The organism is Massilia jejuensis (assembly GCF_042656795.1).
Classification (GTDB): Bacteria; Pseudomonadota; Gammaproteobacteria; order Burkholderiales; family Burkholderiaceae_D; genus Telluria; species Telluria jejuensis.
Genome location: NZ_JBHSMS010000079.1, coordinates 199,910 through 213,732 on the forward strand (window position 1 = coordinate 199,910; position 13,823 = coordinate 213,732).

Genomic DNA, 13,823 nt, shown 5'->3' on the forward strand with positions numbered 1-13,823 from the left:
AGTGACGGCTTACCTGGTCAGCATCGACCTCGGCACCACCAATACGGTGCTGGCCTATGCGGCGCCCGGCGCGTCTCAGGTCGAACTGTTCGCCATCGACCAGCTGGTGGCGCCCGGCGAAGTGGCCGGCGCGCCGCTGCTGCCCTCGGCCCGCTATCACCCGGCGCAGGAAGAACTGGGCCCGGGCCAGTTGCAGCTGCCCTGGCAGCTGGCCGATGTCGCCGGAGTCGAACGGGTCGCCATCGGCCGCCTTGCCCGTATCCTGGGTGCGGCCACGCCCGGCCGGCTGGTCGCCAGCGCCAAGAGCTGGCTCTCGCATCCCGGCGTCGACCGCATGGCGCCGATCCTGCCCTGGGGCGGCGAGCCCGACGTGCCGAAGGTCTCGCCGGTGGCCGCCAGCGCCAGCTATTTGTCGCACCTGCGCGCCAACTGGAATATCCGCTTTCCGGACCACCGGCTCGAAGACCAGCAGGTCGTGCTCACCGTGCCGGCTTCCTTCGACGAAGGCGCGCGTGCGCTGACGCTGGAGGCAGCCAGGATGGCCGGCCTGCCGCGACTGCGCCTGCTGGAAGAACCGCAGGCCGCCCTCTACGACTGGCTCTACCGCCACCGCGCCACGCTGTCCGTTGACCTGGCGCAGACGCGCCTGGTGCTGGTGGCCGACGTCGGCGGCGGCACCACCGACTTCAGCCTGGTGAAGGCCGAGCTGCGCGCGGGCGAACCGCATCTGACGCGCATCGGCGTGGGCAACCACCTGATCCTCGGCGGCGACAACATGGACCTGGCCCTGGCCCACCTGGTCGAATCGCGCATGGCCGCGCAGGACGGCCAGGAAGCGCCGCGCGCCCGGCTGTCGGCCGCGCGCCTGGCCCAGCTGACCGAACGCTGCCGCGCCGCGAAGGAACAGCTGCTGGCAAGCGGCGCGCCGGAACGGGTGAGCGTGACGCTGCTGGGCGCGGGCTCGCGCCTGATCGGCGCCAGCCGCAAGGCCGAGCTGAGCGGCGAGGATATCGAACGCGTGGTGCTCGACGGCTTCTTCCCCCTGAACGACACGCAGGAGCCGGCGCGCCGCGCGCGCGCCGGCATCGTCGAATTCGGCTTGCCGTATGCGAGCGATCCGGCCGTCACGCGCCATCTGGCGAGCTTCCTGCGCCAGCATGCAGGCGCCGCGCGCGAAGCGCTCGGGCTGGCCGGCGACGACACGTCGCTGCCGGTGCCCGACACCCTCCTGCTCAACGGCGGCGTGTTCCGCGGGGCGGTGCTCGCCGAGCGCCTGGCCGAGACGCTGGCGCGCTGGCGCGGTGCGCCGCTGCGCATCCTGCACAACCTCGATCCCGACGTGGCGGTGGCGCGCGGCGGCGTGGCCTATTCGCTGGCGCGCCAGGGCCAGGCGCCCGGTATCGAAAGCGGGGCGGCGCGCAGCTACTACCTGCTGCTCGAAGGCGAACGCGCCGCCGGCGGCCTGCGCGCCGTTTGCCTGCTCCCGCGCGGCACGGCGGCGGCCACCGAGGTCCGCCTGCTCGAGCGCAGCTTCGCCTTGCGCCTGGGCCGTCCGGTGCGCTTCCATATCGTCTCGACCGTGGCCGACGCCGGCCAGGTTCCGCAGCCAGGCACGCTGGTCGATCTCGATCCGCTGGACGTGGTGCGCCTGCCGCCGGTGGCGACCGTCCTGCGCGCCACGCCCGGCGCCGCGCCGCGCAGCGAGATCGCGGTGCAGCTGGCCGCGTCGCTGAGCGAAGTCGGTTCGCTGGAAGTGCATTGCGTGGCCGAAGACGGCAGCGGGCGCTGGCAGCTCGCTTTCCAGCTGCGCGAGGCGGAGGGCGAAGAAGAACTGGTCGACACCGACATCCTGCCGCCGCAGACCGATGCCGCCATCGACAGGATCGAGCGCGTCTTCGGTACCCGCTCGAAGGCGGTCGACACGAAGGAAGTGCGCCAGCTGCGCGCCAGCCTCGAACACCTGCTGGGACGGCGCGAAGGATGGGCCACGCCGCTCCTGCGGCGCCTGTTCGACGCGCTGATGGAACGCTCGAAGGGGCGGCGCCGCTCGGGCGAACACGAACGCGCCTGGCTCAACCTGGCGGGCTTCTGCCTGCGCCCCGGTTTTGGCCACCCGCTCGATTCCTGGCGCATCGAGCAGCTGTGGGCGCTGTTCGAGGGCGGCGTGCAGTACCACAAGGACACCCAAGTGCGCGCCGAATGGTGGACGCTGTGGCGGCGCGTGGCCGGGGGCCTGGATACGGCGGCGCAGCTGCGCCTGCTGGATGATTTCGCCTTCAACCTGCAAGCCGATACGGCCGAGCGCGGCAAGCGGCCGATCACCCTGGTCGACGGCAGCGAGGACGACATGCTGCGCCTCGGGGCTTCGCTCGAACGCATTCCGGCCGCCTACAAGGCCGAGATCGGCAACTGGATGATGGAGCGGATCGCCGCCATACCCGCGGGCGCGGCCAGGCTCGACGCGAAGACGGCGGCCACGTATGCGCGCTACCTGTGGGCGCTGGGCCGGGTCGGCGCGCGCCAGTCCTTCCACGCCAGCGCGCACGAGGTGGCGCCGGCCGAGGTCGCGGAAGAATGGCTGGGCAAGCTGATGACGCTGGACTGGAAGAAGATCGAGCCGGCCGGCTTCGCCGCGACCCACATCGCGCGCATGACGGGCGACCGCTCGCGCGACATCGGCGGGGCGCTGCGCGCCGAGGTGCTGCGGCGCCTGGGCGCCGCCGGCGCGCCCGCCGCGTGGACGGCGCTGGTGCGCGAGGTGGTGGAGCTGGACCAGGCAAGCCAGACGCGGATGCTGGGCGAGGCGCTGCCGCCGGGGTTGAAGCTCATCCGCTAGCCTGGCCTGGTGCCGCGCGCGCCTGCGCGTCCAGGGGCCTACGGCCCGTCGGCAGGCCTACTCCACCCTGATGGCCAGGTCGCGCCCTTCCAGCGCCACCTGCCCCGCGTAATCGGCGGCGTGAATGCGCAGGATGTAGTCGCCCGGCGCCAGCGCACCGACCTTCCAGCTCCCCGGCGCGACCCGTCCGCCCCGCAGCGTGTTGTTGAGCGCATAGGCGAAGCGCGTCGCCTTGCTGCCGTAGACCGTGATGCCGCTGTTCTCCGCATACAGCAGTTTCACCGCTTCGCGCTCGCGCGGCAGGCGGTCGTAGACCTGGGTGATCAGGGGCTGCTCGAAGCCGGGCAGCGCGCTGCCGTCCGGGCGCAGCAGCTGGTAGCCCAGCTTGTACAGGCCGAGCCGGCGGCGCGCCAGGTTGCCGTCCATCTGGTCGTAGCCGTCGGCCACGATCGAGACCTCGCCCAGCGTGCGTGCGACGCGCACCGGCTCGCCCTTCTTCGCGCCGAGGCGGCGGCCGATGCTGTCGTACAGCGCCACGCTCTGCAGGCGCGGGGCGATGGTGTCGAGCACGCCGGGGAACGGCAGCGTCAGGGGATTGACGAGCGAGCCGCCCGGGTAGTAATCGAGGTGGACGTGGGACATGCTGTTGATGCTGCCGAGCGCGTCGCCCACGGCGAAGCGCGTCCCGCGCGGCACGCGTACGCGCGCCGGCTTGCCGCGGGTATCCTTCAGGACCTGGAAGCGCGCGTCGAAGGGCTTGTCGCGGCTGTCGCGCCCGACGCGCATGTGGATGTACGACAGCGGACCGACGGCCATGCCTTCGCTGAGCGATCCGAAACCCCAGTTCGCGTACGGGTCGCTGACCTTGGCCGCCGTGATCGCCAGCACCCGGCTGCCGATATCGGCGCGCACGTCGAGCCCGCCGTGGAAGTGGTCGCGGCTTTCGCCGTCGTAGCTGCCGCGCACTTCACCCATCAGGCCGACGACTTCGTGCGGCATGTCCTGCGGTCCGACCGGCCACGGCATCGGCGCGCTGCGCACGGCCTGCTGCGGCGGCGCGATGGCCTGCACTGCTTCTCCCGCCTTCGGCGGCGCCAGGCGCAGCACGCGCAGCGCCAGTGCGTCGGCCACCACCAGGCTGCCGCCGTTTTCAACGGCCAGGCCATGCGGCGCGAACAGGTGCACCTTGCCGTCGGCGCCGAAGGTCGATTCCGGCGGGCGGTCGGCGTCGTCGAGCGCGTGCAGCGCGCCATCCGGCGCCAGCTGCAGCACGCGCCCGCCGCCGGCGGCGATGTAGAGGTAACCGTCACCGGTCAGCGCCAGGCCCGTCGGGCGGCGCAGCAGCGGGCGCCGCTCGCCCTCGGCCGCCGCGGCCAGGGTGCTCACCACCCCGTCGGGGCCGATGCGGCGGATCGCGTTGTTGCCGGTGTCGGCCACGAACAGGCTGCCGTCCCTGGCGGCGGCGATGGCGCTCGGCGTGTCGAAGGTGGCCGCCGGGCCGGGCCCGTCGGCATGGCCCGGCCCGACGCCGCCGGCCAATGTGGTGACGGTGCCGTCGGGCGCGATGCGGCGGATGCGGTCGTTGTAGGTGTCGGCGACGTAGACGTTGCCGCGTGTGTCGACCGCCACCCCGACCGGCGCATGGAAGCGCGCCGCGCGCCCGACGCCGTCGGCATTGCCCGGCTGGCCATCGCCGGCCAGCGTGGTGACGCTGCCGTCGGGCGCGATCTTGCGGATCGCGTGGTTGCCGGTGTCGGCCACGTACAGGGTGCCGAAGCGGTCGATCGCCAGCGCCGAGGGCGTGTGGAAGGCGGCCGCGGCCTTGCTACCGTCGGCGAAGCCTTCGCGCCTGCCGGCGAAGGTGGAGACCGTTCCGTCGCGCTCGATGCGCCGGATGCGGTTGCTGTCGCCGCCGTCGGCGACATAAATCACGCCACGCGTGTCGACGGCCACGCCGAACGGGTCGCTGAAGCGGCTTTGCGCGGGCGCGCCGTCGAGCACGCCATCCTGGCCGCTGCCGGCCAGTGGCGACACGCGCGCGGCCCAGAAGCTTTTGGTCGGCGCCGGGGCCGAGAGCAGGATGGCGGCCTGGCCCGGCACGGCTGGCGCGCGCTGGCGCGCGATGTAATACCCCGCCAGCGCGGCGGCCAGGACGCCGGCGCCCGCCAGCGACGCGATTTTCATTGTTCGGTTCACTACCGCCACCCGCTTGTTGAACAATCCGCAAGTCTAACCGATCAGTTCGCCACGCACGCGTGCGCAATTGTCACCAGGCGACAGGTAACCGGGTAGCGAAGGGAGGACGATGAGAGATTGCCCACGGCAATTGCATGCGTGGACGAAATTTTCTGGGACGGCAGCAGCGCGTCGACGCGCGGGCGCCGACGCCGGGTGGCGTCAGGCGTGCAACCGTTTCGGCATCAGCGCTTGCGCAGCAGGCGTGCCAGCAAGGAAGTAATCGACACGGTAGGAATGCGTTTGGCCAGGGGGCCGGGATGGTTGCAGCGCGAGGTGATGGTCATGTTGTAGTCTCCGAAACACTGTTTATCAGAATAATCACAAAGCGGCGCGCGCTCTGTGCGCCACTTCGCATAGCGTTGCACGCCGTCATGACGCGTGCGTGACAAGCGCGCGCACCCCTGCCCGTTTGCGTCTTATGATTGGCATTGCAAGGCTGCATGCGGTCTTGCAACGATGCGAACACAGACCAGGGAGAACGACATGGGCTATGCAGATCGTGACAAGTACGGGATGTACAAGCGCTCCGGCAGCACGGGACCGGGGCCGGCACTGATGGGCGCGGACACGCTCATCGGCGACAGCGTCGTCAACGGCGCCGAGCAGGATCTGGGCGACATCAAGGAAATCATGCTCGACATGAACACCGGCCAGGTGGCCTATGTCGTGCTGGCCTTCGGGGGCTTCCTCGGCTTGGGCGAGAAGCTGTTCGCCGTGCCGTGGCAGGCCTTGCACCTCGACACCGTCCATCACCGCTTCGTGCTCGACGTGGACAAGGAACGCCTGAAATCGGCGCCCGGCTTCAACAAGGATTCCTGGCCCGACATGAGCGACATCGACTGGGCCGACCAGGTCCATACCTTCTATGGCACCGACCCGCAGCGCGGCGGCGCCCCGACCATGGGCCCGGGCAGCTCGCTGCGGGGAATGGGCGGCATGACCGAAGGCGGCGGCGCCGGCCTGGGTTCGGGCATGGGTGCGGGCATGGGCGCGGGCATGGGTGCGGGTTCGGCGGGCGGCGCCGGCAGCGCCTCGACCGGATCGGGTGCCGGCGGCTCGCTCGGTTCCGGCGCGGGCGGCGGCGTCGACTCGCGTCCGGGCAGCATGGGCGACGACCAGGACCTCGGCAGGAACCGCGGCGGTAATCCGGGCTGATTGGCCAGCGGCGCCTGCGAACTCCAGAATTGGAGTACTTATACTCCAGAATCGGAGTGCGCAGGCGCCCTCGCCGTTCAGGCATTCACGAATCAGCGGATCATCGCTTCCCATACTTTCTGCAGGCGCTTGGCCGACACCGGCATCGGGGTGCGCAGCTCCTGGGCGAACAGCGAGACCCGCAGCTCTTCCAGCATCCAGCGATACTCCGTCATGCGCGGGTCGTTGATCTTGCCCGGCTGCCTGGAGATGCGCTGGTACTGGCTGGCGGCGTTCTGCCACTCCGCCATCAGCTGGGCGTCGCGTGCCGGATTGCCGCGCAGCTTTTCCAGGCGCACGTTCATCGCCTTCAGGTAGCGCGGGAAATGGGCCAGCTGGCCGTACTCGTTGTCGGCGATGAAGCGCTTGTGCACCAGGCCCGCCAGCTGCGCCCCCATGTCGGCCGCCACCGGCGGCGCCAGGCCGTTCAAGCGTTTCGGCATGCCGTGGAACTCGGCCAGGATCGCACCGGCCAGGCGCGCGATCTCGTTGATCAACAGGCCGATGCGGCCCTTGCCCTCGTCCTTGCGCTTGTTGAACGACGCCGCGTCGCTGGGCAACGGGTCCTGCAGGCAGGCGATGTCGATCGCCTTTTGCACGATCTGGTCGCGCAGCTCTTCCTGCGAGCCGACCGTCATGAACTGCATGCCCATTCCCTGCAGGCCGGGGATGTTCTTCTCGGCGAATTTGAGCTGGTCCTTCAGCTGCAGGGCGAACAGGCGGCGCAGGCCGATGCGGTGGGTGCGCGCCGCCACGTTCGGGTCGTCGAACACCTCGAGGTCGCAATGCGTGGTCTTGTCGACCAGCGCCGGGAAGCCGATCAGGGTCAGCTTGCCCTGGTTGATTTCCAATAGCTCCGGCAGCTCGCCGAAGGTCCAGCTGGTGAGGTTGGTGTGCTGGCTGACCGCGGGTGGGGCGGCCGGCGCGGCCGACGCGGCGCTTTTCCCCGTGTCCTGCGGCGCCGGCGCGCCCTTGCCGCCGCCCCAGGCCGCCGGCGTCGCCACGTTCGCGCGTACCGCCCCCACGGCCGCCGGCGTTGCTTCGGCCATCCTCTGGAAGCTCTCGCGCGCCTGGCTGCCCAGTTCCGCCTGCAGGCTCGCCAGGTTGCGGCCCATCTCGAGCTGGCGGCCGTGTTCGTCGACGATCTTGAAATTCATGAACAAATGGGTCGGCAGCGTTTCGAGCTTGAAGTCGCCGCTGAGTACGTTCACGCCGGTCTCGGCGCGCACGTCGCCGATCAGCACGTCGACCAGGTCGCCGCGGCCGAAGGCGTTCGCCGCATGGATGCGCTCGACGAAACGCGCCGCGTAGTCCGGCAACGGCACGCAGTGGCGGCGCAGCTTTTGCGGCAGCGACTTGAGCATCAGGTGGACGCGCTCCTTGAGCATGCCCGGCACCAGCCAGGCCGCGCGCTCTTGCGGGATCTGGTTCAGCGCGAACAGCGGCACGGACAAGGTAACGCCGTCGCGCGGGCTGCCCGGTTCGAAGTGGTAAGACAGCCCCATCTCGATGCCGGTGACGTTCATCGTCTTCGGGAACAGTTCCGTCGTGACCCCGGCCGCCTCGTGGCGCATCAGCTCTTCGCGGTTCAGGAACAAGAGCTTCGGATTCTCGCGCGAGGCGTCCTTGTACCATTTCTCGAAGCCGGCGCCGTTGACGACGTCCTTCGGAATGGCGGCGTCGTAGAACGCCGCGATCAGCTGCTCGTCGACCAGCACGTCCTGGCGCCGCGACTTGTGCTCGAGGTTCTCGATTTCCTTGACCAGCTTGTGGTTGTGCGCATAGAAGGCCGCGCGCGTTTCGTAGTCGCCGGCCACGAGCGCATCGCGGATGAAAATCTCGCGCGCCTCGAAGGGGTTGTGCAGCGCATGGTTGATGCGGCGTCCGCTGTAGACGACGATGCCGTACAGGGTCGCGCGTTCGAGCGCGGACACCTGCGCCGGTTTCTTTTCCCAGCGCGGCTCGCCCCAGGATTTCTTCAGCAGGTGCGCGCCGACCTTCTCCACCCACTCGGGCTGGATCTGCGCCACGCAGCGCGCGTACAGGCGCGTGGTCTCGACCAGTTCGGCCGCCATGATCCATTTACCGGGCTTCTTGGTCAGCGAGGAGCCCGGCCAGATGTGGAACTTGATGCCGCGCGCGCCCAGGTAAGCGGCGCCCGGTTCGTCCTCGGCCTTGAAGCCGATGTTCCCGAGCAGGCCGGTGAGCAGCGCCATGTGCAGCTGCTCGTAGGTGGCGGGCGCTTCGTTCAGGCGCCAGCCCTGTTCGCGCACGATGGTGAGCAGCTGCGAGTGCACGTCGCGCCACTCGCGCAGGCGCACCTGCGACAGGAAATTGGCGCGGCAGTTCTCCTGCAGCAGGCGGTTGGTCTTCTTGTGCGCGACCGCGTCCTCGAACCAGGCCCAGATCTTCAGGTAGCTGAGGAACTCGGACTTCTCGTCCGCGAATTTCTTGTGCTTCTCGTCGGCCTGCTGCTGGTATTCCATCGGCCGGTCGCGCGGGTCCTGCACCGACAGGGCGGCGGCGATGATCAGCATCTCGGAGAGGCAGGCGTTATCCAGCGAGGCCAGGATCATGCGGCCCACGCGCGGGTCGAGCGGCAGGCGCGCCAGCTTGCGTCCCAGCGCCGTCAGTTCGTTGGCCTCGTCCACTGCCCCCACCTCCTGCAGCAGCTGGTAGCCGTCGGCGATCGCGCGGCCTTGCGGCGGCTCGATGAAGGGGAAGGTCTCGACATCCGTCAGGTGCAGCGACTTCATGCGCAGGATGACGGCCGCCAGCGAGGAGCGCAGGATTTCCGGCTCGGTGAATTTCGGGCGCTGCAGGAAGTCTTCTTCCTCGTACAGGCGGATGCAGACGCCGTCGGCCACGCGGCCGCAGCGGCCGGCGCGCTGGTTCGCCGCCGACTGCGCGATCGCCTCGACCTGCAGCTGCTCGACCTTGTTGCGGAAGCTGTAGCGCTTGATGCGCGCCAGGCCGGCGTCGACCACGTAGCGGATGCCCGGCACTGTCAGCGAGGTCTCGGCCACGTTCGTGGCTAGCACGATACGGCGCGCGTTGGTGGTGCGGAAGACCTTGTCCTGCTCCTCGACCGAGAGGCGCGCGAACAGCGGCAGGATCTCGACGTGCGGCGGATGGTGCTTGCGCAAGGCTTCGGCGCAGTCGCGGATTTCACGCTCGCCGGGCAGGAAGACCAGCACGTCGCCCTGTCCGAGGCGGCACAACTCGTCGACGCCTTCGACCACGGCGTCCATCAGGTCGCGCTTTTCGCGCGCCTGCTGCACTGGTTTCTTCCCGCCATGGCCAGGCTTGTTATCGACGCCGGCGCCGACCACCACCGGATCGCGGTCGACCGGGCGGTAGCGCACCTCGACCTTGTACAGGCGGCCCGAGACCTCGATCACCGGCGCCGGCTTGCCGTTTTGCGCGGCGAAGTGGCGCGCGAAGCGCTCGGCGTCGATCGTGGCCGAGGTGATGACGATCTTCAGGTCGGGCCGGCGCGGCAGCAGCTGCTTCAGGTAGCCGAGCAGGAAGTCGATGTTCAGGCTGCGTTCATGGGCCTCGTCGATGATGATCGTGTCGTAGGCCTTGAGCAGCGGGTCGGTCTGGGTTTCGGCCAGCAGGATACCGTCGGTCATGAGCTTGATCGACGCGCCCGGCTGCAGCGTGTCGTTGAAACGCACCTTGTAGCCCACGTGTTCGCCCAGCGGCGTGCCGATCTCCTGGGCGATGCGCTTGGCCGTCGAGGAGGCGGCGATGCGGCGCGGCTGGGTGTGGCCGATCATGCCCTTCCCGCCGCGCCCGAGTTCGAGGCAGATCTTCGGCAGCTGCGTGGTCTTGCCGGAACCGGTTTCGCCCGAGACGATGATCACCTGGTTTTCCGCCAGCGCCTTCGCGATTTCCGCGCGCCGGCCCGATACCGGCAAGTCTTCCGGATAGGTAATCGGCGGCAGCGGCGTCTGCACCCTCGCCGCACGCGGCGCTCTCGCTTCGTCGCGCGGCTTGCGTTCGCCCGGCGCGCGCTCGCCCTGTGCGCGCGCTGCGCGCGGCGGCCTGGCATTGCTGTTCGGGACTGCTGCGCGCGCCGCGTCGGGCGTAGGCTTGTTACTCTGTTCAGACATTGATTTTTACGAGGTATTTGGTGCGCAAGTCGCGCAGCGAATTATAATGCGGCAAATGGAAAACCCTACCCAATTCGTCCAGTGGCTGCGCTCCGTCGCGCCGTATATCCATGCCTTTGGCGGCAAGACGTTTGTCGTTGCATTTCCCGGTGAACTGGTCGCCGCCGGCGCCCTGCCGGTGCTGGCGCAAGACCTTTCGCTGCTCGTCGCGCTCGGCATCCGCATCGTGCTGGTGCACGGGTCGCGTCCCCAGGTGGCCGAGCAGCTCGGGCTGCGCAACGTCGAGGGACGCTTCCACAACGGCGTGCGCATCACCGACACCGCGGCGATGGAATGCGCCAAGGAAGCGGCCGGCGAACTGCGCCTCGATATCGAAGCGGCCTTCAGCCAGGGCTTGCCGAACACGCCGATGTCGCACGCGCAGATCAGCATCGTCTCGGGTAACTTCGTCGTCGCCCGTCCGCTGGGCGTGATCGACGGCATCGACTTCGAACTCACGGGCGTCACGCGCAAGGTCTCGGCCGAGAAGATCGCCCCGATCCTGCAGTTCGAGGACAACCTGGTGCTGCTCTCGCCGCTGGGCTTTTCCCCGACCGGCGAAGTGTTCAACCTGACCATGGAAGACGTGGCCGCCGCCGCCGCCATCGCCCTGCACGCCGACAAGCTCATTTACATTACCGAGACGTCGATGATGTCGGACGCCGCCGGCGAGGAAATCCGCGAACTGTCTTCGCACCAGGCCGAGGCCGTGCTGCAGGCGAACTTCCTGCCGCCCGACGCCGCGTTCTACCTGCAGCACGCGATCAAGGCCTGCAACAGCGGCGTCGACCGCGCCCACATCGTGCCTTTCGAGATGGACGGTTCGGCCCTTCTGGAGCTGTTCACCCACGATGGCGTGGGCACGATGATCAGCCACGAGAACCTGGAAAGCCTGCGTACCGCCACAATTGAGGACGTCGGCGGGATTATCAAGCTCATCGAACCGCTGGAGGCCGACGGCACGCTGGTTTACCGCGGGCGCGAGCTGATCGAGCGCGAAATCGAGCAGTTCTCGGTCATCGAACACGATGGCGTGATTTTCGGGTGCGCCGCGCTGTATCCGTTCCCGGATGCGAAAATGGGCGAGATGGCCTGCCTGACGGTGAACCCGGACGTGCAGGCGCAAGGCGACGGCGAGCGCATTTTGAAGCACATGGAAAACCGCGCGCGCGCCGCCGGGCTGACCAAGCTGTTCGTGCTGACCACGCGCACCGCGCACTGGTTCAAGAAGCGCGGCTTCCAGCCGGCCTCCGTGGACGACCTGCCGAAGGACCGCCAGCACATGTATAACTGGCAGCGCAAATCACAGATCTTCATCAAGACTTTATAATCTTGGTTTTCTACAGACCGAATCAGGAGCACTCATGGCCCGCACCGTCCACTGCATCAAACTGAACAAGGAAGCCGAAGGGCTGGATTTCCCGCCTGTCCCCGGCGAAATGGGCAAGAAGCTGTACCTGTCGGTGTCGAAGGAAGCCTGGCAGGCTTGGCTCAAGCACCAGACCATGCTGATCAACGAAAACCGCCTGAACCTGGCGGACGACCGCGCGCGCAAATACCTGGCGACCCAGCTGGAAAAGCATTTCTTCGGCGAAGGCGCCGACCAGGCGCTGGGCTACGTGCCGCCGGCCCAGTAAGCTGCAGCTTGCGGACGGGCGCCCTGCCCGTCCCTCGCGGCGCGCGCCGGCCCTGCATCGGCGTGCAGGCGCGATTGGCGGGCGCTCGACCATTCCAACCGGCGGCCAAGGACGTGGGCACTGCCCGGGGCGCGCGCCGCTATCCCAAGCCATCCATTACTTGCGGCGGGACGCACGCAACCAGGCCCGCGCGCCTTGCGGCGCGCGGGCCTGGTCTACAACAGCCGGCAGCGCGCGGGAAGACCAGGCGCTGCCGCGCGAATCCAGGTTCGGCTTACTTCGAGGCGTCCTGCATCTTTTCGCCTGCGCGCTCGAGACCCTTGCCAGCCTTTTCGGTGACATTGGCGGCGCCTTCCTTGACTTCAGCGGCGGCTTCACGCGATTCCTGACGCACTTCGGCGCCGGCTTCCTTCATGTTCTGGGCGGCGCGGTCGGTGGCGGCATCGACGTTGGCGGCGGCACGCTCGGCGCCTGCTTCGACCTTCTCGGCGGCACGTTCGGTCGCTGCGCCGACAGCGGCGGCGCCTTCACGGGTTTCCTGGGCGGCATTTGCGGCCGTGTTGTCGATGGCCTTGCCGGCTTCCTGGGCTGGACCCGTGGCTGGATCGTTGTCGGCTTTCTTGCAACCAGTAGCGAGGACGGCAACTGCGAGCATCAAGGCGGAAATGGTGGTCTTGTTCATGGTGTGCTCCTTATCAATTTGTTATGATCAGAATACACGTTTCAATAAATACAGGCCGCACGTTACAGTTGTTACAAAAACACGTTTTTTTCGGCCTGCCCGCGCCCCGAACATGCTGCACCACCTCCCCTAGCCGGACCCGTCATGGTACCAACGATCAATCCCTCCGAAGTCGAGTTCATCGCCATCCGCGCCCAGGGTCCGGGCGGCCAGAACGTCAACAAGGTGTCCTGCGCGGTCCACGCGCGCTTCGACATCGGTGCGTCGATGCTGCCGCCCTACGTCAAGGAACGGCTGCTCGCGATGCGCGATACGCGCATCACGCGCGAAGGCGTGCTGGTGCTGAAGGCCCAGCAATCGCGCAGCCTGGAGCAGAACAAGGACGATGCGCTGCGGCGCCTGCAGGCGCTGGTGGCGCAGGCGGCCGAGGTGCCGCTGGTGCGCCGCGTCACCACGCCGACGCGCGGCTCGCAGCGGCGCCGGCTGGACGAAAAAACGCGCAGCGGACAAGTCAAGGCGCTGCGTGCCAGGGTCAGCGAATAAGGGCCGCCCCAGGCGTCGAAGCAGCGTTCCGTGTGCTTGATTAACTGTCCGGGAAATCCGAAGTAGCTCATAAGGCAGAGCTCGTGTCCGAATGTCAGACCTGACCCCAGCCTGTGTTTACATCTTGCGGCACTGGCGCAGCTCGCAGCCGGCCAAAAGCCGGGGTCAGGTCTGACATTCGGACACGAACTCAACTACGCTTTGCACGCACATGCCTCTCGCGTGCGGTCAAACGCCGCAGGTCACATGCGAACTCGGCGTATCGGCCAAGACGGCTAGCCGAGCGCAAAAAGCCGGGGTCAGGTCTGACATTCGGACACGAGCTCAACTACGCTTTGCACGCACATGCCTCTCGCTTGCGGTCAAACGCCGCAGGTCACATGCGAACTCGGCGTATCGGCCAAGACGGCTAGGGTGTGTCTGACTGAACGAAATTGAGTCCAGGAGGTCAGAAGGCGATGAGCCGAACTGACCTAACTGAAAAGCAGTGGCGACAGCTTGCCCCGCACCTGCCGCCCAATCCACATCACGGTCAT

Annotated in this window: 8 protein-coding genes and 1 pseudogene (1 of these 9 cut by a window edge); 6 read left to right on the forward strand and 3 right to left on the reverse strand. The window is 68.1% G+C overall.

Translation table 11 applies throughout. The annotated features are described in order from the left end of the window. The first annotated feature begins 1 nt into the window (after position 1). The gene (locus tag ACFPOU_RS22585) at positions 2-2,836 is read left to right on the forward strand and encodes an Hsp70 family protein (RefSeq protein ID WP_379726933.1); all 2,835 of its coding nucleotides are present in this window, start codon (positions 2-4) and stop codon (positions 2,834-2,836) included. Between the two features lie 57 nt (positions 2,837-2,893). On the opposite strand, the gene ACFPOU_RS22590 is transcribed toward ACFPOU_RS22585, so the two are convergent. Further along, a complete protein-coding gene (locus ACFPOU_RS22590) occupies positions 2,894-5,020 on the reverse strand; it encodes a gluconolaconase (protein WP_379726936.1) in 2,127 nt (708 codons plus the stop codon). Positions 5,021-5,557: 537 nt separating this feature from the next. Here ACFPOU_RS22590 and ACFPOU_RS22595 point away from each other — a divergent pair. Then, on the forward strand, positions 5,558-6,229 hold the full coding sequence (locus ACFPOU_RS22595) for a PRC-barrel domain-containing protein (RefSeq protein WP_379726939.1): 672 nt from the start codon (positions 5,558-5,560) through the stop codon (positions 6,227-6,229). A gap of 92 nt (positions 6,230-6,321) precedes the next feature. Here the strand turns inward: ACFPOU_RS22595 and hrpA are convergent, their stop codons facing one another. Beyond that, positions 6,322-10,386 carry an ATP-dependent RNA helicase HrpA gene (gene hrpA / locus ACFPOU_RS22600; protein ID WP_379726942.1) on the reverse strand — a complete coding sequence of 1,355 codons (4,065 nt, stop codon included), beginning with the start codon at positions 10,384-10,386 and terminating at the stop codon, positions 6,322-6,324. A 55-nt stretch (positions 10,387-10,441) separates the two neighbouring features. Here hrpA and argA point away from each other — a divergent pair, with 55 nt between their 5' ends. Further along, the gene (gene argA / locus ACFPOU_RS22605; RefSeq protein WP_379726945.1) at positions 10,442-11,755 is read left to right on the forward strand and encodes an amino-acid N-acetyltransferase; all 1,314 of its coding nucleotides are present in this window, start codon (positions 10,442-10,444) and stop codon (positions 11,753-11,755) included. A gap of 34 nt (positions 11,756-11,789) precedes the next feature. After that, positions 11,790-12,062: an oxidative damage protection protein gene (locus ACFPOU_RS22610; protein WP_379726948.1), complete on the forward strand. Its 273-nt coding sequence runs from the start codon at positions 11,790-11,792 to the stop codon at positions 12,060-12,062. Positions 12,063-12,336: 274 nt separating this feature from the next. Here the strand turns inward: ACFPOU_RS22610 and ACFPOU_RS22615 are convergent, their stop codons facing one another. Next, positions 12,337-12,744 carry a hypothetical protein gene (locus ACFPOU_RS22615; protein ID WP_379726951.1) on the reverse strand — a complete coding sequence of 136 codons (408 nt, stop codon included), beginning with the start codon at positions 12,742-12,744 and terminating at the stop codon, positions 12,337-12,339. A 144-nt stretch (positions 12,745-12,888) separates the two neighbouring features. Here ACFPOU_RS22615 and arfB point away from each other — a divergent pair, with 144 nt between their 5' ends. Next, on the forward strand, positions 12,889-13,287 hold the full coding sequence (arfB, locus tag ACFPOU_RS22620; protein ID WP_379726954.1) for an alternative ribosome rescue aminoacyl-tRNA hydrolase ArfB: 399 nt from the start codon (positions 12,889-12,891) through the stop codon (positions 13,285-13,287). Between the two features lie 458 nt (positions 13,288-13,745). Further along, positions 13,746-13,823 (forward strand): annotated as a pseudogene (locus ACFPOU_RS22625) (transposase family protein); its annotated part runs 326 nt beyond the window's last position; the annotation flags it as partial.

Excerpts from the sequence above, each read along its gene's own strand:
- argA (WP_379726945.1), top strand. The coding sequence starts at position 10,442 with ATGGAAAACCCTACCCAATTCGTCCAGTGGCTGCGCTCCGTCGCGCCG.
- arfB (WP_379726954.1), top strand. The coding sequence starts at position 12,889 with ATGGTACCAACGATCAATCCCTCCGAAGTCGAGTTCATCGCCATCCGC.
- ACFPOU_RS22595 (WP_379726939.1), top strand. The coding sequence starts at position 5,558 with ATGGGCTATGCAGATCGTGACAAGTACGGGATGTACAAGCGCTCCGGC.
- ACFPOU_RS22590 (WP_379726936.1), bottom strand. The coding sequence starts at position 5,020 with ATGAAAATCGCGTCGCTGGCGGGCGCCGGCGTCCTGGCCGCCGCGCTG.
- ACFPOU_RS22610 (WP_379726948.1), top strand. The coding sequence starts at position 11,790 with ATGGCCCGCACCGTCCACTGCATCAAACTGAACAAGGAAGCCGAAGGG.
- hrpA (WP_379726942.1), bottom strand. The coding sequence starts at position 10,386 with ATGTCTGAACAGAGTAACAAGCCTACGCCCGACGCGGCGCGCGCAGCA.
- ACFPOU_RS22615 (WP_379726951.1), bottom strand. The coding sequence starts at position 12,744 with ATGAACAAGACCACCATTTCCGCCTTGATGCTCGCAGTTGCCGTCCTC.